The organism is Massilia sp. Root335, assembly GCF_001425685.1.
GTDB lineage: Bacteria > Pseudomonadota > Gammaproteobacteria > Burkholderiales > Burkholderiaceae_D > Telluria > Telluria luteola.
The window spans coordinates 53,253-78,867 of sequence record NZ_LMCY01000070.1; the positions used below are offsets into that span (position 1 = coordinate 53,253).

General features: G+C 69.8%; 22 protein-coding genes. 9 read left to right on the forward strand and 13 right to left on the reverse strand.

Annotated elements, in window-relative coordinates; genetic code table 11:
• Positions 1-16: 16 nt before the first annotated feature.
• Both ASC93_RS29070 and rhaM read left to right on the forward strand, forming a co-directional pair.
• Complete coding sequence (locus tag ASC93_RS29070) at positions 17-1,222, forward strand: glycoside hydrolase family 105 protein (protein WP_056451092.1); 1,206 nt, start codon at positions 17-19, stop codon at positions 1,220-1,222.
• Positions 1,219-1,545: an L-rhamnose mutarotase gene (rhaM, locus tag ASC93_RS29075; RefSeq protein WP_056451094.1), complete on the forward strand. Its 327-nt coding sequence runs from the start codon at positions 1,219-1,221 to the stop codon at positions 1,543-1,545. The genes ASC93_RS29070 and rhaM overlap by 4 nt, the downstream gene beginning before the upstream one ends.
• 325 nt (positions 1,546-1,870) lie before the next feature.
• On the opposite strand, the gene ASC93_RS29080 is transcribed toward rhaM, so the two are convergent.
• Positions 1,871-2,791, reverse strand: coding sequence for an alpha/beta hydrolase (locus ASC93_RS29080; RefSeq protein WP_056451096.1), 921 nt, complete (start codon positions 2,789-2,791; stop codon positions 1,871-1,873).
• A gap of 47 nt (positions 2,792-2,838) precedes the next feature.
• On the opposite strand from ASC93_RS29080, the gene ASC93_RS29085 reads away from it, so the two are divergent.
• From ASC93_RS29085 to ASC93_RS29100, 4 genes are all read left to right on the forward strand, one after another.
• Positions 2,839-3,471, forward strand: a complete 633-nt coding sequence (locus ASC93_RS29085) for a DUF1080 domain-containing protein (protein ID WP_056451098.1) — start codon at positions 2,839-2,841, stop codon at positions 3,469-3,471.
• A 187-nt stretch (positions 3,472-3,658) separates the two neighbouring features.
• Positions 3,659-5,365, forward strand: coding sequence for a rhamnogalacturonan acetylesterase (locus ASC93_RS29090; RefSeq protein ID WP_229412918.1), 1,707 nt, complete (start codon positions 3,659-3,661; stop codon positions 5,363-5,365).
• On the forward strand, positions 5,362-6,063 hold the full coding sequence (locus ASC93_RS29095) for a DUF6250 domain-containing protein (RefSeq protein ID WP_056451101.1): 702 nt from the start codon (positions 5,362-5,364) through the stop codon (positions 6,061-6,063). The genes ASC93_RS29090 and ASC93_RS29095 overlap by 4 nt, the downstream gene beginning before the upstream one ends.
• A gap of 14 nt (positions 6,064-6,077) precedes the next feature.
• Complete coding sequence (locus ASC93_RS29100) at positions 6,078-7,505, forward strand: glycoside hydrolase family 105 protein (RefSeq protein WP_056451104.1); 1,428 nt, start codon at positions 6,078-6,080, stop codon at positions 7,503-7,505.
• Positions 7,506-7,508: 3 nt separating this feature from the next.
• Here ASC93_RS29100 and ASC93_RS29105 read toward each other — a convergent pair whose 3' ends face one another.
• Together ASC93_RS29105 and ASC93_RS29110 are read right to left on the reverse strand one after the other, a co-directional pair.
• Positions 7,509-8,327, reverse strand: coding sequence for a metallophosphoesterase (locus tag ASC93_RS29105; RefSeq protein WP_056451106.1), 819 nt, complete (start codon positions 8,325-8,327; stop codon positions 7,509-7,511).
• 56 nt (positions 8,328-8,383) lie between these two features.
• Positions 8,384-8,794: a hypothetical protein gene (locus tag ASC93_RS29110; RefSeq protein WP_229412919.1), complete on the reverse strand. Its 411-nt coding sequence runs from the start codon at positions 8,792-8,794 to the stop codon at positions 8,384-8,386.
• A 146-nt stretch (positions 8,795-8,940) separates the two neighbouring features.
• Here ASC93_RS29110 and ASC93_RS29115 point away from each other — a divergent pair, with 146 nt between their 5' ends.
• A complete protein-coding gene (locus ASC93_RS29115) occupies positions 8,941-9,321 on the forward strand; it encodes a nuclear transport factor 2 family protein (RefSeq protein ID WP_056451110.1) in 381 nt (126 codons plus the stop codon).
• A gap of 6 nt (positions 9,322-9,327) precedes the next feature.
• Here ASC93_RS29115 and ASC93_RS29120 read toward each other — a convergent pair whose 3' ends face one another.
• Positions 9,328-10,716, reverse strand: a complete 1,389-nt coding sequence (locus ASC93_RS29120) for an NCS2 family permease (RefSeq protein WP_056451113.1) — start codon at positions 10,714-10,716, stop codon at positions 9,328-9,330.
• A 185-nt stretch (positions 10,717-10,901) separates the two neighbouring features.
• Positions 10,902-11,570: an O-methyltransferase gene (locus ASC93_RS29125; protein WP_056451115.1), complete on the reverse strand. Its 669-nt coding sequence runs from the start codon at positions 11,568-11,570 to the stop codon at positions 10,902-10,904.
• An 83-nt stretch (positions 11,571-11,653) separates the two neighbouring features.
• Here ASC93_RS29125 and ASC93_RS29130 point away from each other — a divergent pair, with 83 nt between their 5' ends.
• Positions 11,654-12,286 (forward strand): TetR family transcriptional regulator, encoded by a 633-nt coding sequence (locus ASC93_RS29130; protein ID WP_056451118.1) that lies wholly within the window; start codon positions 11,654-11,656, stop codon positions 12,284-12,286.
• Positions 12,287-12,335: 49 nt separating this feature from the next.
• Here ASC93_RS29130 and ASC93_RS29135 read toward each other — a convergent pair whose 3' ends face one another.
• Complete coding sequence (locus ASC93_RS29135; protein ID WP_056451120.1) at positions 12,336-13,811, reverse strand: tryptophan halogenase family protein; 1,476 nt, start codon at positions 13,809-13,811, stop codon at positions 12,336-12,338.
• Positions 13,812-13,980: 169 nt separating this feature from the next.
• Here ASC93_RS29135 and ASC93_RS29140 point away from each other — a divergent pair, with 169 nt between their 5' ends.
• A complete protein-coding gene (locus ASC93_RS29140) occupies positions 13,981-16,167 on the forward strand; it encodes a glycoside hydrolase family 3 C-terminal domain-containing protein (protein ID WP_056451124.1) in 2,187 nt (728 codons plus the stop codon).
• On the opposite strand, the gene ASC93_RS29145 is transcribed toward ASC93_RS29140, so the two are convergent.
• The 7 genes from ASC93_RS29145 to ASC93_RS29175 form a co-directional block, all read right to left on the reverse strand.
• Positions 16,130-17,476: a GMC family oxidoreductase N-terminal domain-containing protein gene (locus ASC93_RS29145; protein ID WP_056451127.1), complete on the reverse strand. Its 1,347-nt coding sequence runs from the start codon at positions 17,474-17,476 to the stop codon at positions 16,130-16,132. The two genes, ASC93_RS29140 and ASC93_RS29145, sit on opposite strands and share 38 nt — an antisense overlap.
• Before the next feature lie 100 nt (positions 17,477-17,576).
• The gene (locus tag ASC93_RS29150) at positions 17,577-18,758 is read right to left on the reverse strand and encodes a YsnF/AvaK domain-containing protein (RefSeq protein ID WP_056451130.1); all 1,182 of its coding nucleotides are present in this window, start codon (positions 18,756-18,758) and stop codon (positions 17,577-17,579) included.
• Positions 18,759-18,778: 20 nt separating this feature from the next.
• Positions 18,779-19,204: a DUF2382 domain-containing protein gene (locus ASC93_RS29155; protein WP_082548434.1), complete on the reverse strand. Its 426-nt coding sequence runs from the start codon at positions 19,202-19,204 to the stop codon at positions 18,779-18,781.
• Positions 19,205-19,312: 108 nt separating this feature from the next.
• Entirely contained in the window at positions 19,313-20,287 is a 975-nt protein-coding gene (locus ASC93_RS29160) for a glycoside hydrolase family 43 protein (protein ID WP_056451137.1), read from the reverse strand.
• A complete protein-coding gene (locus ASC93_RS29165) occupies positions 20,284-21,573 on the reverse strand; it encodes a rhamnogalacturonan acetylesterase (RefSeq protein ID WP_056451140.1) in 1,290 nt (429 codons plus the stop codon). The genes ASC93_RS29160 and ASC93_RS29165 overlap by 4 nt, the downstream gene beginning before the upstream one ends.
• A 23-nt stretch (positions 21,574-21,596) precedes the next feature.
• Positions 21,597-22,898, reverse strand: a complete 1,302-nt coding sequence (locus ASC93_RS29170) for a right-handed parallel beta-helix repeat-containing protein (RefSeq protein WP_229412920.1) — start codon at positions 22,896-22,898, stop codon at positions 21,597-21,599.
• 9 nt (positions 22,899-22,907) lie between these two features.
• Positions 22,908-25,613, reverse strand: a complete 2,706-nt coding sequence (locus ASC93_RS29175; protein WP_056451143.1) for a hypothetical protein — start codon at positions 25,611-25,613, stop codon at positions 22,908-22,910.
• Between the last annotated feature and the right edge of the window lie 2 nt (positions 25,614-25,615).

Here is a 25,615-nt window from a genome sequence, read left to right on the forward strand (position 1 = left end):
ACAGGACGATAACGACATGAAGACGATCCGACGACTTTCCCTGCTGGCCGCGGGCGTCGCGCTGGCGCTGCCGGCGTGGGCGCAGACCACGGCCGCCTATCCGCTGCCGACGCCGGCCATGCAGGCCATCATCGACAAGGACATCGCCCGCCATTTCGGCGACGCGCCCCTCGACGCCGGCCCGCTGGCGACCGACCTGTCGCCCGAGCTGACGCCGGGGGCGATCGACAAGGTCCTGCGCCGCGTGGCCGACTGGCAGCTGGCGCGCGCCCAGCCGTGGTTCTCGCGCATCTGGACCGAGAGCGTGATGTACACGGGCTTCATGGCGGCGTCCGAGGCGACGGGCGATGCGAAATACCGCGACGCGATGCTCGCGATGGCACGCCACTTCGACTTCCAGGAACGCTCGCGGCTGCCGAATGCGGACGATCTCTCCATCGCCCAGACCTATCTCGACCTGTATTTCCAGGAGAAGAGCCCCGGCATGCTGACCTTGACGAAGGCCGAGATGGAAGACCTGCTGCCGCTGGCGACGCTCAAGCCCAACGACGCGCGCATTCCGTGGTGGTGGTGCGACGCGCTGTTCATGGCGCCGCCCGTGTGGGCCAAGATGTACAAGGCGACGGGCGAGCGCAAATACCTCGACTACATGCACGTGAACTGGAAGCGTACGTACGACCTGCTGTACGACAAGGACGAACACCTGTATGCGCGCGACGCCAGCTACAAGGACAAGCGCGAGCCGAACGGCAAGAAGATATTCTGGTCGCGCGGCGAAGGCTGGGTGATGGGCGGCCTCGCGCGCGTGCTGGACTACGTGCCGGCGGACGATCCGCAGCGCGGCTTCTACGTGCAGCAACTGCGCGAGATGGCCGATAAAATCGCTTCGCTGCAGGACGCGAACGGCCTGTGGCACGCGGGCCTGCTCGACCCGAAGACCTACCCGCTGCCGGAGCTTTCGGGCTCGGCGCTGTTCGTGTACGGCATGGCGTACGGCGTGAACCACGGCCTGCTCGACGGCGCGAAGTACCGGCCCGTGATCGCGAAGGCGTGGGCCGGCATCCTCAGGAACGTGTATGCGGACGGCCGCGTCGGCAATATCCAGCAGACGGGCGCCGAGCCGGCGTTCTACCGGCCCACGTCCAGCTACGACTACGGCGTCGGCGGCGTCATGCTGGCGGCCGCGGAACTCAAGCGCATGGCCCAGGGAGGCGCGCGATGAGCGGCCAGGCCGAAACCCGTGCATTCGTCATGCGGCTCAAGCCCGGCAACGTCGACGAGTACAAGCGCCGCCACGACGCCATCTGGCCCGAGCTGGCCGACCTGCTGCGCGCCGCCGGCATCCACGACTATTCGATCTTCCTCGATGAGGACACGCTGCAGCTGTTCGCCGTGCTCAAGCTGCGCCCCGGCCACACGGTCGCCGCGTTGCCGGAGCATCCGGTGATGCGGCGCTGGTGGGACCACATGGCGCCGCTGATGGAGGTGGAGCCGGGAAACCGGCCGAGGGAATGGGCGTTGAAGCAGGTGTTTTACCTGGCGTGAGCCGGCCGCGGCATCGGCCCGCTGCTTCGATACGTCGCCCCGCGGAGGCGGGGGCCCAATGCCGAAGCTCGCTGCATTACAACGTCGCCCCCGCGCAGGCGGGGGCCCAATGTCGAAGCTCGCTGCATTACAACGTCGCCCCCGCGGAGGCGGGGGCCCAATTTCACACGGTGCGTCAGTGCCAAACTTGGGTTCCCGCCTTCGCGGGAACGACGGTTGTTATCACGGGAACGACGGTTGTTATCACGGGAACGACGGTTATTATCACGGGAACGACGGTTGTTATCGCTGGAGCGACGGTTGTTATCGCGGGACCGACGGGGTTTTATTTCGCCGGATCGAGCAGCCCCCGCGCCTTCAGCCATTCCTCCGCCCGATTCGGCCAGTCGGACGCGGTCCCGAGTCCGGCCTTCATCCCCATGCCGTGACCGCCATGCTCGAACAGATACATCTCGGCCGGCACCTTCGCCCGCGTGAGCGCCTGGTAGAACAGGATGCTGTTCTCGACGGGGACCGTCCGGTCTTCCTGCGTGTGGATCAGCAGCGTGGGCGGCGTTGCGGCCGTCACCTGCTTCTCGACCGACATCAGGCGCACGTCCGCCGCCGACGGGTTCGCGCCCAGCAGCGCCTTGCGCGAGCCCGCGTGCACGGCCGGGCCGTCCATCGTGATGACGGGGTACAGCAGCATGAGGAAGTCGGGGCGGGCGCTGACCTTGTCGAGCTCCGCGCCCGTGCGGCCCAGCGGATGGTCGAACAGCGTGCCGGCGCTGGCCGCCAGGTGGCCGCCGGCGGAGCTGCCCATCACGCCGATGCGGTCGGGGCGGATGTGGTACCGTGCCGCTTCGGCGCGCACGATGCGTACCGCGCGCAGCACGTCGCGCAGCGGGGCCGGATGGCCGAACTCCTGCATCCGGTAGGTGAGCACGAAGCTCGTGACGCCGAGCGTGCCGAGCCACGCCGCGTACTGCTCGCCCTCGCGCTGCGTGGACAGCCGCACGTAGCCGCCGCCGGGGCAGATGATGACGGCCGTGCCGTTCGGACGGTCGACGGCGGGGCCGTAGACGGTCAGTGTCGGTTCGCTGACGTTGGACGTGTGGCCGTTCTCGACGTGTTCGGGGCCGAGTCCCGGCTTCGCGTCCGGCACGCCCTCGGGCCACAGCGGGATCACGGCGGTGGCCGGGATTTGCGGCGCGGCGCGGGCCGCGTCGACGGAGCCGGCGAGGAGGGCGCCGGCGACGAGTTTCATGCAAAGTCTCCTGTTTTCATTCGAACGATTCATCATGAGGTCCTGACATGGTAAAGCTTGGGTGGTTCGGCGGCGCGCTGTTGTGCGCGGGCCTGCTGGGGTGTGCGACGACGACGGCGCCGGTGGCCGGCGCGCTCGGCGCACTGGATATCGTGACGACGCCGGCGGCGCGGCTGGACGGTGTCTGGCAGGAACGCGCGGACGGCGTCATCGCGGTGGCGGGCAAGCCGTCCGGTTTCATCGCCACGCGCGACGCGTACACGGATTATCGCTTGCACGTGGAATGGCGCTGGCCCGGCAAGCCGGGCAACGGCGGCGTGCTGCTGCACGTGGCGTCCGGACCGAAGGATGGCGTCTGGCCCTACAGTATCCAGGTACAGACGAAGCACGGCGCCGCGGGCGACCTGCTGCCGATGGCGGGCGCCACGTTCAGCGAGCCGCTGACGAGCGCCCCGGGCGCCTACCCGGCGATCAAGGCCCACACGGCGCCCGACAGCGAGCGCGCGCCGGGCGAGTGGAACAGCATGGACGTGCTGGTGCGCGGCGGCTGCATCGACGTGACGATCAATGGCGTCCGCCAGAACAGCGTCACCATCGCGCAGCCGGCGACGGGCCGCATCGGCTTCCAGCTCGAGGGCACGCCGTACGAGCTGCGCAACCTGCGCGTCGAGCGCCTGTAACGCGCCGGCGCGGGCGCGGGCTGGTGGTGGGCGCATGGGTGGCTTCCCGGTTGTTCGGATCCGCCCATTGTTGCAGCCGCGGTGATCGTCAACCGATCATTTTCCTGATTCTTTGGCTGGACCGGTTTTGACGGGCGACGCCGCTCGCATAGAATGGGTCGCAGAACAACGAGACCGGACCCCCGCCATGCCGCTGCTTTCCCCGCTGTTTTCCCCGCTGTTTTCACGGTTGATGCGCGCCGCCGCGCTCATCTCCCTGTCCATCGCCTGTGCCCAGGCCCAGACCCTGCCGCCGGCCGTCAATACGGACCCGGCGCGCGCCCAGGTCACGCTGCCGGAGCCCGCGAATCCTCAGCTGCCGTCGCTGATCCTGATCGGCGATTCCACGGTCCGCAACGGCCGCGACGACGGCCAGGGCAAGGGCGCGGCGGGCCAGTGGGGCTGGGGCAATCCGATCGCCGCCTGGTTCGATCCGGCCAAGGTCAACGTCGTCAACCGCGCCGTCGGCGGGCTGTCGAGCCGCACCTACATCACGAGCGGCCACTGGGAGCGCACGCTGGCCTTCGTCAAGCGGGGCGACATCGTCGTCATGCAGTTCGGTCACAACGACGCCAGCCCCGTCAACGACACGAGCCGCGCGCGCGGCACGATCCGCGGCACCGGCGACGAGACGCAGGAGATCGACAACCTCCTCACCCACAAGCACGAGGTGGTGCACAGCTATGGCTGGTATCTGCGCAAATTCGTGGCCGACATCCGCGCGAAGGGCGCCACGCCCGTCATCTGCTCGCCGATCCCGCACAAGCAGTGGGACGCGGCAGGCCACGCGAAGCGCGACAAGGACACGTACGGCGGCTGGGCCGCTGCCGTTGCCAAGGCCGAAGGCGTCGGCTTCATCGACCTGAACGAAGGCATCGCGCGCCGCTACGACGCGCTGGGCATGGAGGCGGTCAGGCAGCTGTTCCCGCAGACGGTGCCGGACGAGCACACGCACACCAACTGGGCCGGCGCCGTGCTGAATGCGCAGGTCGTCGTACAGGGGCTCGAGGCGCTGGGCGATCCGCGTATCGCCGCGTGGCTGAAGCCGCAGGCGCCGGCCAACCCGCAGCCGCCGGCGCGCGAGGACGACCGCCCCGTCGTGGATGCCCGCACCGTGCATGACGAAGCGCCGCGCGACGCGAGCCGGCCGACCTTGTACCTCGTGGGCGATTCGACGGTGAAGAGCGGCGGCATGCGCGGCATGATCGGCTGGGGCGAGCGCATCGCCCCTTACTTCGACGCCCGCAAGATCAATGTGGTGAACGCCGCCATCGGCGGCCGCAGCAGCCGCACGTATTTCACGGAAGGCCGCTGGGACAAGGTGCGCGACCAGCTCAAGCGCGGCGACGTCGTGCTGATCCAGTTTGGTCACAACGACGGCGGCCGCATCGGCGACCCGGCGATGAAGAACCGCGCGTCGGCGCCGGGCATCGGCCCGGAGACCGTGGAAGACACGCGGCCGGACGGCAGCAAGGAACAGGTGCACAGCTTCGGCTGGTACATGGCGCGCTACGTGGCGGACGCGAAGGCGAAGGGCGCGACCGTGGTCCTGCTGGCGCCCGTCCCGCACCGCGACCGCTGGCAGGAAGGCCGCGACTTCGCGACGTTCGCCGACTGGGACCGCCAGGTGGCCGCGGCCAGCGGCGCGCAGTTCATCGACCTCACGCTGCTCGTGGCCGACGGCTACAAGCAAATCGGCGCGGAACGCGTGAACGGCCTGTTCGCCGACGCGCGCACCCACACGAATGCGGCCGGCGCCGAGTTCAACGCGGAGCGCGTCGTGGCCGGGTTGAAGGCGCTGCCGGGCAATCCGCTCGGCCCGTATTTTGCCGACCGGGCGGTGGCGGCGCAATGAGGCCTGGCCTCGCCGCCCTGGCGGCACTGACGGCGCTCGCCGGGCAGGCCGATGCGGCCGCACCGGCGGCGTGCACGGACTGGGGCAAGCCGGGCGCGGTGCTGGTCCGGGACGATTTCGGCGGGCCGCTCGCGGGCTATGTGGCCGAGTATGCGCGCAAGCCAGGCAACGTCGTCGAGAACCGCGACGGACGGCTGCTGATGGACGTCGACTCGGGCGCCACCGTGTGGCTCGACAAGCCGCTGTCCGGCAATCTCCTGATCCGCTTTACGCGCCGTGTCGTCGTCGCCGGCGGCAAGAACGACCGGCTGTCCGACCTGAACGTGTTCTGGATGGCGCGCGATCCCGCGCGCGCCGACCTGTTCACGCGCAGCGGCAAGTTCGAGGACTACGACGATCTCGCCATGTACTACGTGGGCATCGGCGGCAACCGCAACACGACCACGCGCCTGCGTCGCTACGGCGACGGCGAGCGCAAGCTCGTCGGCGAATACGGCGATGCCCCGCACCTGCTCATGCCGAACCGCGACTACCGCATCGAGATCGCGGTGTACGGCGGCTGCACGCGCGTGCGCGTGGACGGCGCGGACTGGTTCACCTACCGCGACCCGCATCCGCTCACGGCCGGCTACCTGGGTTTGCGCACGACGTGGTCGCGCCAGACGGTGGACGACCTGACCATACAACGACTCGAATAAGCAGGAGACTTTTGATGAACCGATCGAAGCCGCGCCACAGGCTGGCGCTGGCGCTGGCCGCCGCCGTCGCGCTGGACGCATCCGCCCAGCAGGCCCCGGCGCCGCAGGAAAAGGGCCCGGTCGCGGCCGACGCCATGCTGCATGCGCTGGCAGTGCATTACCCGACGCCATACCGCGCGATGGACGCGGCCGAGGTCAAGGCCGTGCTGGACCGCGTGTTCGACTACCTGGACAAGGTCACGCCGGCCGAGGTGATCGACAAGACCACGGGCGCACCGATCGCGGACCTGACCCGGCCCGATCCGAACGCCGTGCTGAAGCCGGGCGACTTCCGCCTGACGAGCTATGAATGGGGCGTCACGTACTCCGGCATGCTGGCCGCGGGCGCGGCCACGGGCGACCGCCGCTACACCGACTACGCGATCAAGCGGCACCAGTTGCTGGCCGCGCTGACGAAAACCTATCTGCCGGGCGTCATGGCGGACCGCGAACATGCGCCGGCGCCGATCAAGAGCTTCCTGAACCCGCACGCGCTGGACGACGCCGGGGCGCTGTGCCAGAGCTTCCTGAAGGCGAAGCTGGGCGAGGGTGGCGTACGTTCGCCCGTCGATTACACGCAGATGATCGGCATCTGCGGCGACTTCGTCGCGAAGAAGGAATACCGGCTGAAGGACGGCACCCTGGCGCGGGGCGGCCCGGACGGCCATGGCGGCGCCAGGATGCGCCCGCTGCCGGACACGCTGTGGCTGGACGATATGTTCATGGGCGTGCCGACCATCGCCTACCTGGGCAAGGCGACGGGCGACCGGCGCTATTACGACGACGCGGCGCGCCAGGTGCTGCAGTTCTCGAAGCGCATGTTCAATCCGCGCCTCGGCATCTACATGCACGGTTACGTCGAGGGCTTGCGTGACCACCCCGAAATGCACTGGGCGCGCGCCAACGGCTGGGCCGTGATGGCCATGGTCGAGGTGCTGGAGGTGCTGCCGAAGGACCACAAGGATTACAAGGCCGTGCTCGACCAGCTGCGCGCCCACATCAAGGGCCTCGCCAGCTACCAGACCAAGGATGGCTTCTGGCACCAGCTGATCGACCGCAACGACACCTACGAGGAGACGTCGGCCACGGCGATCTACGCGTACGCCATCGCGCGCGCCGTCAACCGCGGCTATGTCGACGCGCAGGCCTACGGGCCGATGGCGAACCTGGCGTGGGATGCCGTCGCGAGCCGGGTCAGGCCGAACGGGCAGATCGACGGCATCTGCGTGGGGACGGGCATGGCGTTCGATCCGGCGTTCTACGCCTACCGGCCGACCAGCGTGAAGGCGGCGCACGGCTACGGTCCCACGCTGCTGGCGGGCGCCGAGATCATCGCGTTGAACCGCAGGTTCAAGTTCGGGATGAACGACAGCGCCCTGATGTACCAGGGCGCGCGCGACTGACCGTCAGACCTCGATCACGAGGTCGGGCCGGAACGCCGCCTGCTCGCCCTTGTTCGCATAGCCGAGCGGATTCGCGACGACGCGGCAGCGCCAGCCGGTGCCTTCGACCACGTAATCGTTCGCGCAATGCAGGTGGCCGTGCATCCACACGTCCGCGAACGGCAGCAGGTCGTCCAGCGCGTTGCAGAAGCCGGCCGTGCCGGGCGAGACGCCGTAGCGCGGGTCGGCGCTGCGCAGGGTCGGGGCGTAATGGGTGACGGCGATGGTGGTGCCGTCGAACGGCGTCGCCAGCGCGGCGCGCAGCCAGGCCTGGCATTCGAACGACAGTTCGCGCTGGCCCTCGGCCAGCAGCGGCTCGCCGTTCACCAGCGTCGTGTTCCCGCTCAGGTAGTAATTCGCGGCGCGGAAGGCTTTTTCGCGCTGCTTGAGCTGGCGCGTGATGTCGGTCTCGCCGGACGCCAGCGCGTCGAAGTCGGCCCACAGCGTGGTGCCGATGAAGCGCACGTCGCCGATCGTGACGGTGGCGCGGTCGAGCCATGTGATGTCCAGCGCGGCGCACGTCGCGCGCAGGCGCGCCTGCGTGGCGTCGAAGTCGAGGCCATCGAATTCGTGGTTGCCGGGCACGTACAGCACGCGCGCGCCGGCGCCCGTGTGGGCCCGGGCGAAACGGGCGAGCCCGAAGTCGTCGGTGGCGAGGCGCGAACGGGCCTGGTACGAGCCGATGTCACCGGCCAGGACGACGACGTCCGTGTCGGCAAGGATGGTCGGCTGGAACCCGGGATCGCGTTCGAGGTGGAGGTCGGAGAAGAGCTGGATGCGCATCGCCGGAGTATACCGCCTTCCGGCAGGCCGCCGCCGCGCGCATCCGGGCTGCTGGATTACTTGTGGGCGGCGTCCTGCATCTTCTCGCCCGCGCGCTCCAGGCCGCGACCGGTGGCGGCCGTCGCGTCCTTGGCGCCTTCCTTCACGTTCTGGGCGGCTTCGTGCGATTCCTGGCGGACTTCGGCACCGGCCTGCTGCAACTGGTCGCCGGTACGGTCGGCCGCGGCCTTCACGTTCTCGTTGGCCTGCTGGGCCGCTTCCTTCGCGTTCTGGCCGGCCTGCACGGCGGCGGCATTGGCGTTGGCGGCGGCTTCCTTGGACTCGGCGGCCGCCTTGGCGCCGGCGTCGTCGAGGGCCTTGCCGGCTTCCTGGGCCGGGCCCATGCCGTTCTTGTCCTCGGCCTTGTGGCAACCGGTGACCAGCACGGCGACGGCCAGCATGATGCTCGAAATGGTGGTGGCTTTCATGAAATTCTCCTGTAGGAAGTTGTCACTTAGATTACACAATCCCGGAAAGATGCGGCGTACGATACGCCCGCGCCGGCCCTGCAGCTTGTCATGGCGCCGCGCCGGTGGCACGATGCCCCCTTGCGGACAACGACCAGGAGAACACCGTGAGCGACACGACCACATTGAAAGAAACGGCGACCGCCTTCCTGCGGTTGACCGCCGGCGGGCAAGTCGACGACGCGTTCGCGCGCTACGCGGCGCCGGGTTTCCGGCACCACAACCCGTATTTCGCGGCGGACGTCGCGACCTTGCGGGCGGCGATGAAGGAGAACGCGGTCCGTTTCCCGCACATGGTGTACGAGGTGCAACGCGCGATCGCCGAGGGCCCGCTGGTGGCCGTGCATGCGCGTGCCGTCATGGAAGAGGGGGGAATGGAGCTGGCGACCGTCCACATCCTGCGCTTCGAGGAGGGACGCATCGCCGAGATGTGGGACATCGCCCAGGCGGCGCCCGTCCCGATGGCGAACCGGGACGGGATGTTCTGACGCGACTCAGATCGCCCAGCCGCCCGCGTAGAACACGGCCAGCGCGACGGCGATGCTGACGGTGCCGAAGTTCAGCTTGCGCCACTCGCCGGCCAGCACGCGGCCGATCACGAGGGTGCAGAAGCCCAGCATGATGCCGGTCACGATATTGCAGCTCAACAGGATGAACACGGCGCACACCAGGCCGGACAGCGCGTCCAGCTTGTCATCCATGTTCATGTGGGCGACGCTGCTCAGCATCAGCAGGCCCACGTACATCAGCGCCGGCGCGGTGGCATACGACGGCACGAGGCCGGCCAGCGGCGAGAAGAAGATCAGGCCCAGGAACAGCAGGCCGACGACGGTCGCGGTCAGGCCGGTGCGGGCGCCGGCCGCGGTGCCGACACCCGATTCGATGTAGGCCGCGGCGGGGGCGCCGCCGACCAGGCTCGAAAAGATCGAACTCAGCGAATCGGCCGTGAGCGCCTTGCCGCCGTTGTGGATGTAGCCGCGCGCATCGACCTGGCCCGCCTGGCCGGCCACGGCGCGGATGGTGCCGGTGGCGTCGAACACGGCGGTCATCACGAGCGCCAGCACGCTGGGCAGCACGGCCGCGGTCAGCGCGCCCTTGATGTCCATCGCGCCGATCAGCGACGCATGGCCCGGCGCGCTCAGTTGCGGCCAGGAGAAGATGCCCGTGAAGTGCACCTTGGGATCGAACGCGAGGCCGAGGGCGGAAATGCCGATCACCACCAGCAGGATACCGCCCGGCACCTTGCGCTGTTCCAGGCCGAAGATGGCGGCCAGGCCGAGGATGCTCATCAGCACCGGGAATGCGGTGACGTGGCCCAGCGCCACCGGCAGGCCGGGGCTGGCGTTCTTGACGATCAGGCCGACGTCGCTGGATGCGATCATCAGCAGGAACAGGCCGATGCCCACGCCGGTGCCGTGTGCCACGCCGGCCGGCAGGTTCTGCAGGATCCACGAGCGCACGCCGGTCACGGAAATCGCCGTGAAAATGAGGCCCATCAGGAACACGGCGCCCAGCGCGACGGCGGGCGTGAGGCCTTTGCCCAGCACGAGGCCGAAGGCCGTGAACGCGGTCAGCGAAATGGCGCAGCCGACCGCGATCGGCAGCCGTGCCCACAGGCCCATGAGCAGCGAGCCGAATGCCGCGGTCAGGCACACGGCGACGAAGACGGCGCTGACGTCGAACCCTGCCTGGCCCAGCATGCCCGGCACGACGAACACGGAGTACACCATGGCGAGGAAGGTGGTGACGCCGGCCACGACCTCCCGCCGTTGCGTGCTGCCGCGCGCGGTGATCTGGAAGTACTGGTCGATTTTACCGGCAGTGGCAGGTGGGGATGTGAAAGCATCTTCGCGCTCGATGCGCTGGAGTTGAGGCTGGGACATGCGGCTGCTCCTGTGTTATGGCCCGTCGCGCGCCGCGTGGACGCGTCGTCGGGTGTCTCGTCGTTATGAGTCTAGAAGCTTAGGCCCGAAGTCAAGCGGCAGGACATGCGGCGGGTGCATAGGGACTATAAGGAAATCCGTATTGCCTTTGGCCGCAATGGACTTTTTTGCATGCCTTTCCGGCATCAGGCGACGCGCACGGACAGCTCGACGTCGGTCCCGAACGGCATCGACAGGTAGCCGTTCGCCGGATCGCGCACGCGCGCCAGGTAGGCCGGACTGTGGTCGGCGTTGTCGGCCACGATGGCGGCCCCGGGCCGCAGGTGCGCTTCCAGCAGGGCGAGGATCTCCGGATACAGGGCCTTGGCGCCGTCCAGCAGCACGAGGTCGATCGCGGCGGGCAGGCCGGCGGCGAGCGTGTGCAGCGCGTCGCCGGTGCGGATCTCGACGAGGTCCGCGAGGCCCGCCGCCGCCAGGTTGGCGCGCGCCCGCTCGACCTTCTCCGGCTCGAATTCGCTCGTGATGAGCCGGCCGCCGCCATTGTCGCGCAGCGCCGCGGCGAGGTGGATGGTCGAGATGCCGAACGACGTGCCGAATTCGACGATCGTCCGGGCGCGGCCGGTGCGTGCCAGCATGTAGAGCAGCGCGCCCGTGTCGCGCGCGACCGGCAGCGCGAGATCCTTGAGGCGGGCGTACAGGTCGCGGTAATCCGTCTTGCTGCGCATGAGACGCGTGACTTCCGCGTGCGGGACGTGGCCGAAGAGCGCCTGCGGCGACTGGGCGTCCGCCTCGGCGAACAGGCGCGCGAGCAGCGGCGCGACGGGCGGCGTGGCAAGGGTGTTCGTGATCTGCATGGTGGTTCCTTGTGGTGGGTGAGTGACCCGGTTATTATGCGAATAATCCTTCAGGTTTTCTATTCGCATTTCGGAACACGCCCATGACCGCACGCCGCCGCCCCCAGATCGCCTCGCGCAAGCTGCCCAAACAGGCCCGCTCCAGCGACCTCGTGGCGGCCGTGCTGGAAGCGGCCCTTCAGGTTCTGGCGACCGAAGGCGCGCAGCGCTTCACGACGACGCGCGTGGCGGAAAAGGCGGGGGTGAGCGTCGGCTCGCTGTACCAGTACTTTCCGAACAAGGCGGCGATCCTGTTCCGCCTGCAGAGCGACGAGTGGAACCGCACGACGGCGATGCTGTGCGCGATCATCGAAGACGCGGGCAGGCCGCCGCTGGACCGGCTGCGTTCGATGGTGCACGCGTTCGTGCGGTCGGAATGCGAGGAAGCGGCGATGCGCGTGGCGCTGAACGACGCGGCGCCGCTGTACCGCGACGCGCCCGAGGCCAGCGAAGCGCGTGCGGCCGGCGAGGCGGCCATCGCGGCGTTCATGCGCGAGACGCTGCCGCGCGCATCGCAGGCGACGCGCGCACTGGCGGCCGACCTGTTGATGGACACGTTCACCGCGGTCGGCAAGCAGTTCTCGGAGCGGCCGCGCACCCCGGACGAGATCGCGGCCTATGCCGACGCGCTGGCGGACATGCTGTGCGCGTGGCTGGAGCGGCTGGCGGCGCGGTAGGGTGGGCGTTCGAGGCCGGGGCCTCGAACGAAACATGCCCACGCGGGCGTCAGCGCCCCAGCACCTGCGCCAGATAGGCCTCGTGCGTGGACACCGGCGCGACCGCCTCGGCCAGCTGGCGCGCGCGCTCGCGCACCCATTCGAGCGACTTCTCGGCGGGCAGCTGGTTGAACGTCGGATCGCTGCGCTCGGGCCAGTGGTGCATGCCGGCGTGGATCGCGAGCCAGCTGTGGCCGTCGAAGCCTTCCTCCTCGTACTGGTGCAGCGCGCCCGTCTGGCGCCACGCGTGCAGCTTGTACGCCAGCGTTTCCGGCAGTTCCGTGGCGGCCATCGCGGTCCAGAACGGCGTGTCGCGGCGCGCCGTCAGGCAGTAGTGCATGAGGATGAAGTCGCGGATGCGCTCGAACTGGCGCACGAGGCCCGTGTTGTACGCATCGATGGCCGCCGCCGGGACGGCGCCGCCCCGCTGCAGCAATGTCATCAGGCGGCCGATCCCGACCTGCACGAGGTAGATGCTGGTCGATTCCAGCGGCTCGAGAAAGCCCGTCGCGAGGCCGATGCCGACCACGTTGTGGGACCAGAAGCGGGCGCGGTGGCCGGTCGTGAAGCGCAGCAGGCGCGGTTCCGCCAGCGCTTCGCCGTCGAGCTGCTGCAGCAGCTGTTCGCGCGCCTTGTCCTCGTCGATGAAGCGGGTGGAGAACACGTGGCCGTTGCCGGTGCGGTCCTGCAGCGGGATGCGCCACGCCCAGCCCGCGTCCAGCGCCGTCGCGCGGGTATAGGGCGTGAGGCCGGTGCCGACGCGCGCGGACGGGCACGCCCATGCGCGGTCGACGGGCAGCCAGCGGCTGAAGTCGACGAACGGTTCGCCCAGCGTGCGGCCCAGCAGCAGCGACGTGAAGCCGGAACAATCGATGAACAGGTCGGCCCCGACGACGCGGCCGTCGTCCAGCTTGAGCGACGCCACGCCGCCGTCCTGGCGGCGCGCCACGTCGACGACCTTGCCCTCGGTGCGGCGCACGCCGCGCCCGATCGCGATGTCGCGCAGGAAGCGGGCATACAGGTTGGCGTCGAAGTGGTAGGCGTAGTTGAAATGCGCGGCGTCCTTGCCGGGCGCGCAGAAGCGGTCGTTCAGCGCCATCACCGTCGGCAGGCATTGTTCGCCGAACGCGGGCAGGCCGGCGTTCACGTGGCGGCGATACTGGCCCCACAGCGCATTGGGGCCGTCCAGCTGGCCGAAGTCGCCGAACGTGTGGTAATAGTCCTCGCCGCGCACGCGCCAGTCGCGGAACTTGATTCCCAGCTTGTATGTGCCGTTGGTGGCGCGCAGGAAGTCGGCTTCCGGGATGCCGAGGATCTGGTGGTAGGCGCGGATCGACGGGAAGGTGGCTTCGCCGACGCCGACGATGCCGATGTCCTCCGACTCCACCAGTTCCACCGTCGTGCCCTTGAGGCCCGTGGCCAGGGCCGCTGCGGTCATCCACCCGGCCGTGCCGCCGCCGAGGACCACGATGCGTTCGTAAGTCATGCTGTCTCCTGATGATATGCATAACGATTGTACTGATGTGTTTACGGCGCGCAAGGAACTTTTAGCGCTCGGCAGCAAGTTTTCGCCGAGTGTTGTGAAAACGGTTTCATGTCTGCGGTATCATGAGGATGTTCGCGCTAACAAAAAACGTTTACACAAGGAGACACGCATGCAGACGAACATGATCCGCGCCACGGCGCTGGCCGCCGCCCTGTGCGCCTGCGCGGCGCTGCCGGCCCGCGCGGCCGGCTACCCGTTCCAGGACCCGAACCTGGCGCCGCAGCAGCGCATCGCCAACATCCTGTCCCTGATGACGCCCGACGAAAAGATCGCCGCGCTGTCGACGGATTCCGGCGTGGCGCGCCTCGGCATCCCCAGCTTCGGCAGCACCGAGGGCATCCACGGCGTCGTGCAGCGCGGCGAGAGCAAGCGCCAGCGCGAGCCGATCACGACCACGCAATTCCCGCAGCCGCCCGGCATGGGCGCGAGCTGGGACCCGGACCTCGTGCGCCAGGCCGGCGCCGTGCAGTCGACCGAAGCCCGCTACATCACGCAGAGCACACGGTACAAGCATCCGATGCTGATGCAATGGGGCCCGCAGTCCGACCTCGCGCGCGACCCGCGCTGGGGCCGCAGCGAGGAGGTGTACGGCGAAGACCCGTTCCTCGTCGGGACGATGGCGACGGCGTTCACGCGCGGCATCCAGGGCGACGACCCGAAGTACTGGCGCGGCGCCGCGCTGCTCAAGCACTTCCTCGCCAACAGCAACGAGAACGGGCGCGGCAATTCGTCGTCCGATTTCGACGAGGGCCTGTTCCACGAATACTATGCGGCCCCGTTCCGCATGGCGTTCCAGGAGGGCGGGGCGCGCGCGCTGATGGCGTCGTACAACGCCTGGAACGGCACGCCGATGGGCGTGCATCCCGTGCTGCGCAAGCTCGTCATCGGCGAATGGGGCGCGGACGTGATCTCCAGCGACGGCGGCGCGATCGGCAACCTGGTGAAACTGTATAAACGGTATCCGGACCAGAAGGCGGCGGCCGTCGCGGCGCTGAAGGCCGGCATCAACCAGTACCTCGACAAATACCAGGACGAGCTGCGCGCCGCGCTGAAGGAGGGCACCATCACCGTGGCCGACCTCGACGACGCGCTCGCCCGCAAGTTCCGCACGACGATCAAGCTGGGTCTCATCGATCCGCCGGCCGGCAATCCGTACGCCGCCATCAAGGACGGTCCGGCCCCGTGGGACAGCGCGGCGCACAAGGCGGTGTCGCTGCGCATGGCGCTGGAATCCATCGTGCTGATGAAGAACGACGGCCACGCGCTGCCGCTGGCCAGGGAGCGCATCAGGCGCATCGCCGTGATCGGCCCCCACGCGGACAGCGTGCACTGGGACTGGTACGGCGGCCTGCCGCCGTACAAGGTGACGGCGCTGGAGGGCATCAAGGCCGCCGTGGGGCCGGACGTGAAGGTGACCTATGCGTTCGACAACGCCGGCGACGCGGCCGTGAAGGCGGCGCGCGACGCGGACGTGGCCATCGTCGTCGTCGGCAACGATCCGACCTGTGGCCCGAACATGGCGCACGAGTGGACCGACGCCGGCACCAGGCCCTGCGCCGACCCGGGCGACGGCCGCGAGGGCCGCGACCGCGCAACGCTGGCGCTCGCGCAGGAAGGGCTGGTAAAACAGGTGCTGGCGGCGAACCCGCATACGGTGATGGTCCTCGTGTCGAGCTTCCCGTACACGATCAACTGGTCGAAGGCGCACGTGCCCGCGATCGTGCAGATGGCGCATGCGTCGCAGGACCAGGGCACGGCGCTCGCGCAGGTGCTGTTCGGCGCCTACAACCCGGGCGGCAAGCTCGTGGCGACCTGGCCGGCGGCCGAGTCGCAGCTGCCGCCGATGCTGGATTACGACATCCGCCACGGCCGCACCTATATGTATTTCAAGGGCGCGCCGCTGTTCCCGTTCGGGCACGGCCTGTCCTACACGACGTTCCGGTACGCGAAGCTGCGCACGAGCGCGCCGGCCCTGGCGGCCGACGGCAGCGTGGAGGTCGACGTCGACGTCCGCAACACCGGCAAGGTCGCGGGCGACAGCGTCGTCGAACTGTACGCGGCGTGGCCGCAGTCGAAGGTCGAGCGGCCGCGCCAGGCCCTCGTCGGCTTCCGGCGCGTGCACCTCGAGCCGGGCGAGACGCGCACCGTGCACATCCCGCTGGCGGCGCAGCGCCTCGCGTACTGGAACACGCAGGCGGGCCGGTTCGAGGTCGAGGCCGTGCCGGTTAAGCTGATGGTCGGCGAGTCGTCGGCCGACATCAGGCTGACGGCGACGCTGCCGGTGCGTCCGCGCTGAGCGCGTAGTCCGCCATCCCGGCCAGGTGGCGGCCGAGGCGCCAGCCCAGGCACAGCAGGGTCAGGGTCGGCGGCAGGCCCCACGGGTCGGGGATCGCGGACGCGTCGCATACGTACAGCCCGGGCGCCGCCGTGCGCAGGTCCCCGTCCAGCGCCCGGCCGATGCGCACCGTGCCGCCGGGATGCGCGGCGAAGTGGTGGCTGGCGAAGACGTGGCGCGCGCCGGCCTGCGCCAGGATGCCGCGCGCCATGGCGATGCCGTGGTCGAGCCGCTTCAGGTCGGCCGCATCGAGGGTCTTGTCGACCCAGCGGGGGCCGACGTTGCCGCGGATCTCGTCGCGGATCTTGACCATGACCGTGAGCGTGCGGCCGTGCGCGAGCAGGCGGTCGACGCGGCCTGCCTGCGCCGCGAACGCCTGGTACATGGGACGCGGCAGCGTCAGGTCGGCCAGCGTGACGCCGGCGTCCGGATCGGCCATGCCGGCCGCCATCGGCACCTCGGCGCCGCCGCCCTCGATGCCGTCGACGGTGCCCATCACGGCCACGACGGGATCGCTGAAGAACGGGACGGGGCCGGCCAGCAGCCTTGAGGCCTGGAGGATGCGCGGACTGCCGATGCCGCCGGCCGCCAGCACGACGAGGCCCGCGCGGAAGGCCTGCGTGCGGCCCTTGATGACGGCTTCGACGCCGGCCGCGCGGCCGCCGTCCAGCAGCACGCGCGTCACGCGCGCGTCCGTCAGCAGGGCCGCGCCGTGCGCGCGGGCGTCGTCGACCAGTTCGCGCGCCGACCACTTGGCGCCGAACGGGCAGCCGTAGACGCAGCGCCAGCATCCCGTGCGGCACGCGGCCGGGCGGATCATCTTGTCCAGCTTGCGCCACGGGAGGCCGCGGGCCTGCGCGGCCGCCATGATGCGCGCGGCCATGGCGCCGACGAGGCCATCCGGCAGCGGCGCCATCGGCAATTCCGCGCGCCACGCGGCGAGGGCGGGCGCCAGGTCGATGCCGTGCGCGGCGAACATGGCGGCCGGCGGCGGCGCGGCGGTGGCGAAGTTGATCGTCGACGTGCCGCCCGTCGTCAGCGCCCGCACGAGCAGCGACAGGTCGCGGTGCAGGAACGCGCCCTTGCCGGGAACGGCGGCCATGCCGGCCATCTGCGCCAGCGTGCCGGCGAGCGGGGCGTCGCCGCCCGCTTCCAGCATCAGCACGCGTGCGCCGGCCCGCGCGAGCTCGCGCGCGACGCTGGCGCCGCCGGGACCGGTGCCGGCCACGATGGCGTCGAAAGAGGAGGGTGGGGAGGGTGGCGGCCGCATCGTGACATTGTACTGCGGCCCGCCGTGCCGGCGACGGTGCGGCCGGCCTGGCGCCGGGAGGCGGCGCCAGGCATTGCTGCGGCTCGATGCCGCCTGCCCGTCAGGACGTCATGCGGTCCCACCCGGAGCGCACGGCCGCCTTCATCCGTTCCCACGTCGACGAGCCGCTGCTGCCGTAGCGCGTATCCCAGTCGCTGCGCAGGTCGGTTTCGACGTCGTCCCAGCTGCGGTTCTTGTAGCGGACATCGCGCCGCATCTCGTTGCCGTAGCGGTAGGCCGGCGCATAGTCGTCGTAGGTGCCGCCGAGGCGCGCGTAATTCGTCTGCCAGTCGTTGCGGTAATACGTGTCGTCGTCGATGCTCGTGCCCTGCAGCGGCTGCACGTCGATTTCCGTATGGCGCACGGTGTCCTTGACCTGCTGCTTGCGCTGGCTGACTTCCTTGCCGACGACGACTTCCTCGACGACGCGCGCGGATTTCTGCACGACGGCTTCCTCGGCCGTTTCGCGCAGTTCGATCGTCTTGTCCTTGAACGCGGTGGTGTCGCGCGGGTTGACCGGCTGGTCGACCGGACGGCGTTCCACGCTGACGTGTTCCTCGCGCAGCGCCACGGTCTCGTTCACCGGCGTCTCGACGACGCGCGAGAACACGCGCACGCCGCCCCGTTCGACCACGCGCTTGCCGACGTGTACCTCTTCCCGCACGACCGGGATCGAAGCCTTGTCCGACCGGGCGGTGCTCGTGTCGCGCTGCAGCGAATCGGTGCGCAGGTCGGCGCGGGTGTCGGTGCGGGTGTCGGCCAGGTTGCCCGACAGGTTGCCGGCCTGGGTGCCCGACTGCATCGAGCCCGCCTGCACGGAAGGCGACGTGGTCGGCTGGTAGGCGCTCGCGCCCAGTTCGGCGGCATTGCCGGCCAGGTCGTGGCGCTCGTCGATGTCGACGGGGCCGAAGCGTTCGATCACGTCGGCCGCCCGTTCCACGTCCGGCTCGGAGGCCGTGGTCAGGGTCAGCACGTGCTGGCCGCCCGTCACGACGTTCGAATAGCGCGTGGCGTGTTCGTCGTGGTCGGTGCCGAACAGGTTCTCGAAGAAGTGCTTGATGGAGGCGCCGACGCCTTCCTCGTGGGTGGTGCCGAGCGTGGCGCCCGTGGTGGTCGTGGTGCCGGCCAGGTCGGCGCTGGAGAGGTTGACGTTGTCGCGCGTGAAGCCCGCTGCGAGCAGTTCGTCCATCGCGCTCTGGGCATCGCTGCGGTTGTCGAAAACCGCGACTAGGGTATGTTGCATGATGCGTCCTCCGGTGATTGTCACGTTGTTGAGGTGTCGCCGTGCTCGTCGAAGCGCTCCACGCTCACCTGCTCGGACTTGAGCACGACGGTGTCGACGTGGCGTTCCTCGCGCCGGGTGCGGGTGATGTGGAGCTCTTCCTTGATGCGCAGGCGCCGTTCGACGACGAGCACTTCCTCGAGGATCGGGACCACGAGCGTATCCCCTTCGTAGCGGGTCGCGGGCGCCTGCTCGAGCGGGACGATGCGGTCGACCGGCACATGGCTGACCTGCACGTCGTCGCGGAACAGGCTTTCGTCGATCCGGCAGGGGTGTTCGGCGACGGTTTTATGGATGCGTACGCCGCGTCCCGTGTCGACGATCCGTTTCTCGACCCAAGCCTCCTCGCGGACAACGGGAACCCGGACGAGCTCCTGCTTTTCCTGTTCGGGTTCTGCTGGGTTCATCGACACGGTCCGCCTCCGGGATCACGACACTGGAGGACCGAGCGTACTCCAAGCGGCAGACTTTCCGCGCACCGTTGCCCTTCAACAAGCGGCGCCGCGCCCCGGTGCTCAGCGTGCGCGCAGCGCGTCCAGCACGTCGGCCGGCACCCGCAGGGCCGTCCCGTGGCGCATGCGCTTCGGCGTTCCTTCGTCCGGGAAGCGCATCCGTGCCGTCACGTCTTCCCAATGCACGAGGTCACGCGAGCGCAGCGCGCCGTAGTGCTTTGCCGTGTAGGCGTCGTAGTAGACGATCACGTCGTCGCCCACCTGCAGCGCCGTCGGGCCTTCCGTCCACAGGCCGGCGGGCGTGATCGGCGCGGCCAGCGGCGCGAACGGCCCTTGCAGGCTGGCGGCATGGGCCAGCTGCAGGTATTTGCGCGGCGGGTGGCGCGTCTCGTCCTTCACGAGCAGCCAGTCGCCCCGGCGCGTGCGCACGAAGGTCGCGTCGATGACGGAGAAGCCCGGATCGTAGAACAGGCGCGCGGGCGTGAAGGTCGCGAAGTCGCGCGTCGTCGTCGCGTAGATGCGGTGGTCGTACTTGTTCGCGCCGGCGTCGTCGCCGGCCGCTTCGGACTGCGCGAAACGGCCGGGGATGGTCGACGACCAGAAGATCAGGTATTCGCCGCGCCGCTCGTCCCACGCGATTTCCGGCGCCCACGCGTTCAGCGCGGTCGGTTCGTGCGCCATCACGGGCAGTTCGCGCTGCGGCGACCAGTGCACGAGGTCGGGCGACGAGGCATAGCCGATGCCGGTCTCGTTCCAGCCGCTCGTCCACACCATGCGGTAGATGCCGTCCGGGCCGCGCAGGATGCACGGGTCGCGCATCAGCTTCGCCTTGCCGGCCGTGGGCGCAAGGAAGCTGCGGCCGCCGTTCAGCGCGTCCCAGCGGTAGCCGTCGCGGCTGCCCGCCAGGTGCAGGCCGTCCTCGCCGTTGCCGATGAAGTAGGCGAAGACGTAGGCGTCGCCGGGCGGCGCCGGCGCGGTGCCCGCGCAGCCGGCCAGCGCGCCCGCGGCGAGGACCGCCAATGCCGCGCGGCGTTTCATTTGTGGCCCTCGTCGCCGAGCGGGCGCCGGTCGGTGCGGCGCGGGCTCGGGGGCACGGCGAACGTCGCGACCGGGTCCGGGTGGGCCGGATCGAACGCGAAATCGTCGACGATGAACGCGGCCGCCGGCACGTGCGCCCGGCGCAGGCCCAGCACGACGGCCTTGGCCAGCTCGTAGCTGCCGTAGCTGTCGTGGTGGGTGTTGTCCAGGCGTCCCGGCGCCGGCTCCGCGAACGCGGCCTTCGAGCCTTCCGGCCCGAGCGCCTCGTAGAAGGTCTTGCTCATCGCGTTCAGGTCGATGAACGGCACGTCCAGTTCTTTGGCCGACTGGCGCGCCGCCTCGGCATAATCCTTGAGCGACGGGATCACGTGGCCGTCGGCGTCGAAGCCGCGCCGCTCCATCGACGACACGATCACGGGCAGGCCGCCGTGGGCGCGGACGGCATCGACGTGGGCCTTGATCTCCGCCTTGTACGTCGTGAACGGGCCGCCCTTGCCGGACTTGATCTGCTTCTGGTCGTTGTGGCCGAACTGCATGAGCAGCATGTCGCCCGGCTTCATCAGGCTGACGATCTTGTCGAGGCGCCGGCGCGCGAGCGAATCGCGGTAGGTCTCGCCCGATTCGCCGTGGTTGGCGACGGCGATGCCCGGCTTGAAGAAGCGCGGCAGCATCTGGCCCCAGCTGTTGTAGGGTTCCGCCGGCTGGTCGCACACGGTCGAATCGCCCAGCAGGAACAGGGTCGGCACGCTGGCGGGCGCGATCGCGATCGTGCGCACGGCCGGGTGCGCGCCGTTGATTTCCAGCGTCAGGCGCGGGTCCCAGTTCCACGCTTCCTCGACCGTTTCGCGCGGCGCCTTCAGCTTCACCTCGCCGGCCGCCACGCCCGCCACGGCGGCGATCCGCGGCGTGCGCACGTTGACGTCGAACGTCTTCGTGACGGTCGCGCCGGGCGCCGTGCGGACGTTCTCCAGCATCAGGCGGCGCAGCTCGGATTTCACCGTCGTCACGGTGGCCGCCTTGTCGTCGCCCAGCGTGACCGTCACCGTGTAATTGCCTTCCGGGAGATCGACGGAGAAGTAATACGGATGGACGCCGTCCGGCCCGCTGCCCGGTTCGAGGCCGTAGCCGCGTGCGGCCGTGTAGACGGCGTCCGCGCCGACGCGGGTATAGCCGGCCGGCGCCGCGCCGGGGCCGAAGGCGAATTTCCACGTGTCGGCGGCGTGGACGTGGGCCGCGCAGGCGGCGAGGAGAAGGGCGCCGGCGGCGCCGCGGATGGATCGGTTCATGGGTCTCCGTTCTTGGTCTCGGTTCAGCGCTCGAAGGCGCCCAGGTCCGGCGCCTTGCCGTGGTAGGGCAGCCCGACGTCGACGCCCTTGTCGATGACGGCGCTGGCGGCGCTCGGATGGAACATCGGCACGTCGGGCAGGCTGCCGTCCGGCTTGCGCGGTGCGTCCCAGCCGGTTGCCGCCACGCTGTCGAAATCGGCCGCCGACAGGGCGAGGTGCAGGTCCCAGGAATTGGCGGCGCTGTCCGCGCCCGCCACCTTGAGCGGCGCGCCCGCCGGATACGCGAGGTTGTTGCGCAGGGTGCCCAGGTAGACCGGACCGCCGTCGGGCGCGACACCCAGCATGTTGAAGTCGACGGCGTTGCCGAACGCCGTGTTGTGGAAGAAGTCCAGCGCCAGCGGGTGGTGGTTCGCATAGAAGCCGGACACCTTGTTGCCGAAGGCGACGGAGAAGCGCACCACGTGTTTCACGCCGTTCGGCACGTACCTGCCGCTGTAGCCGCCGGCCTTGATGCCGTTGCCGTTCCCGGCCGGGAGCGACGTGTGCGTGCCGGGCAGGTAGCCCTGTTGCCAGGCCCACGACTGCTCGATGGTGACCGGCGAATAGGCGTTGATCAGGTCGAAGCCGTCGTCCGAGTTGTCCCACGCGCGGCAGCCGCGGAACACGTTGCCGGGATGGCCGGCGCTGATGTGGGCGCCGAAGCCGTCCGCGCTCTGGCCCGCGCCGTTCGACGTGTACGGGTCGTAGTTGTGGTGCGAGTCGCTGTTCAGCACGAGGTTCCAGCCGCCGTCCTTGATGAACAGGCCCGGCCCCATGTTGTGGTGCAGGTCGAGCCGTTCGAACACGTCGTGGTTGCCGTTGACCCACACGCCCCACGACTCGTGGTTCAGGCGGTTGTCCGGCTGTTGCGGCGCCCCCGTGATTTCCAGGCCTTTCAGGTGGATCCAGTCGGCGACGACCTCGATGCCCTTGACGCGGCAATCGTCCTTCATGCCCGCGAAGTCGAACACCGGGGTCTCGCCCGGATACGCCCAGTAGCGGATCGGTTGCGCCTCCGTGCCGCTCTTGTCGAGGACGATGGCGGACACTGTTGCGCGGCGCGACGCGCAGCTCGTCGTCGCCCGCGTGTAGGCGTAGCGGCCGCCGCGGAACCAGACGGTGTCGCCGGGCTGCGCCACGGCCTGCGCGTGCGCGAACGATTGCCAGGGCGCCGCCTGGGTGCCGGCGGCCGTGTCGCTGCCCGCGGGCGCCACATAATAGGTCGCGGCAAATGCCGGCGCGGCGGCGCAGGCCATGGCCGCGGCGATGTAACGTGACAGGTACAAGATGTTCTCCTAGGTGCGGGGCAGCGCGGCGCCGATCAGGGCCAGGTTCTGGATCGCGGCCAGGCCCCATTGCGCCGTTTCGTTGGTGCTGGCCCACGGGACTTCGTCGACGGGATTGAGTGCGTCCGGTCCGGCCACGTGGACGGTGCGGAACGGCCGCGGCTTGCCTTCGCCGGCGAATTCGCGCCACGCGCGCCGCGCCAGTGCGGGGTCGTTGCGCTTCCAGGCCGCATACGCCGTCAGGCGCGAGTGGCCGACGTACAGCGCGTGCGTCGCGCCGTGCGGCATGCCGAGGCGGCGCCGCTGTTCCTCGACCGGGGCGTTGAACAGTTCGCAGTAATCCAGCCACGCGGCCTCGAACGCCTTGTCGCCCGTCAGGCGGATGAGTTCATCGAAGATCTCGACCGCGCCGAAGACCGCGTTCAGGTGCAGCGCCTTCACGTTCGTGCCGATCATGTTGTGCAGGTGGCCCGTGTCCGGCTCGTAGCCCATGCGGTCGCCGTTGAAGAAGCCGTGCGGCATGGCGGCGATGTCGCGCATGCCCGTCAGGATCTTGTCGCGATAATGCGCGCTGCCGCTGCGCTCCCATTCCGTCAGCCAGTTGGCGACGAGCGACGCCCAGTCGGTGCCGAAGCTGATCCGCGCCGGATACGGCCCCTTGGGCGGCTGGTTCGCCAGCTTGCGGACCGGGTCCACCGCGTCCAGCTTGCGGTCGGCGTCCAGCACCTCGCGCATGATGTCGCCGATGCGCTCGTCGCCCGTCAGGTAGTAATAGAAGCGCCGGTACACCGCGGTGCTGATGCGCACCTGTTTGGCGCTGCAGCCCCAGTGCTGCACGTTGTGGCGCGAGCCGAGGCCGGCGAACCGGCCCAGGTGGTAGGTGTCGACCTCGCTCGTGTGGCGGATCATCGCCTCGCCCATGCGGAAGATGTCGGCGCGGCCGGTGCGCAGGAAGGAATACCAGAGCCACAGGTCGGGCGACAGTTCCGAATTGTCCCAGGCGAAGCCGCCGACGTCGTAGCGCCATTCGTGGCGGTCGGCGTCGTAGGTGTGGCGGATGTCGCCGTAGTCCCAGAAGCCGTACCAGTGGCGCTGCTCGACTTCGCGGCGGTAGAAATCGAAGCGGGCGTCCAGCTGGTCCTCGATGGCGGCGCGGGCCGGCGTGCTCCTGTCGGGCAGCGACCACAGCGTCCCGAAGACTTCGGTGGCGAGGATGTGCGCGGACGCGGGCGCCAGCTGGGGCGGCGTCTGCACGGCCCGCGCGATCTGCACGAGGCGCTCGCGCGGCGGCGTCGCCTCGAATGCCCACAGCGTGATCTCGCTGCTGCGCGCGACGCCCGCCGGGGTGCCGAAGCCTTTTTCGTAATCCTCGTACGTGATGTCGAGGCCCTGCAGTTCCTGGGCGTGGGTTTCCATTCCCATGCCGTCGTGGTAGAAGCGCAGGTCCATCGCGGGCGCGTCCGGGGACCACATCCAGACGGTGGCGCGGGCCATATCCGTGTGCGCGTCGCGGATGTCCAGCTGCGTCGGGTGGCGCTGCCAGAAGTCGCGCAGGCCGAACGCCATGCCGCCCGAGACGCCGCCGACGTAGCCGCATCCCGGCGCGCGGCGGCCCCACGCGGCCTCGATCCAGCCGCAGCCGGCCTTGGTGCGCTTGCGGATGCGGAAACCGTCGGCCGACAGCTGCGCCAGCGAGACGTCGCCCCAGGCAGGCACGAGGTGCAGCAGCGGACGCACCCTGTCGGAGACCGGCGGGCAGCGCAGGCCCGCGAGCTGCGCGCGGCGCACGTCTTCGCCCGGATCGCGGCGCAGGCCGGTGAGATTGCGCACGCCTTCCGCCCACAGGCCGCCGTTTTCGCCGGCGAAGCGCACGTGGCGGTCGTGCATCTCGTCGCGCATGGGCACGTCGAGCGTCAGGCCGATGCCGCGCACGAAATCCTTGTGCTCGTCGCCGTCGAAGACGAAGGTGTGCATGACGCGGACCGATTCCGCGCCGGCATGGAAATACAGGCGGACGGTGAAGGGCAGCCAGCCGCGCGCCTCGTTGCGGTGCCTGCCTTGCAGTTTGAGCACGCTGCGGACCGGTCCTTCCTGCTCCAGGGTCACCTGCTCGACCGCGCTTTCGAATTCGGACCGGCGCGTGCTGCCTTCCGGCTGGTCGTCGCACAGCGCGACGAGGCGGACGTCGTGCGCGATGTCGCGGCCGCCGCGGCGGATCGTTTGCACGAGCGCGGGACCGCGCAGCGGCACCACGCACTCGATGACGCCGGTGCCGACGACATACCCGTCGGCGCCGCGCCGCACGGTCACGGCCAGGTCTGCGCGGGCGCGCGCCGTGCCCGGGCGCACGCGCAAGGCCGCATCCGGATGGGCGCCCGCGCCCAGGGCATGGGCCGTCCATTTCAGCGAGCCGTCCGGCCAGTACGCCAGCGGCCAGCCTTGGGCCGGCAGCTCGCCCGATTCGCCCTGCACGACGAATGCCTGGTCCGGGCGGAACGCGCCGCGCGGCCAGGGCACGCCGAACGTCGTGCCGGCGATGAAGTCGGGCCGGCCTTCCAGCCAGGCCAGCGACGCCCCATCCGCGGGCGCGGCGGCAGGCGACGGGGTGGGTGCCGCGGGTGCGGCGGGCGCGCTGCGGCCCAGCGGCAGGGCGGCCGCCAAGGTGGTGGCCCGGAAGAAGTCGCGGCGCGTGTAGCCTTTTGTGGCGCTGTCCATGG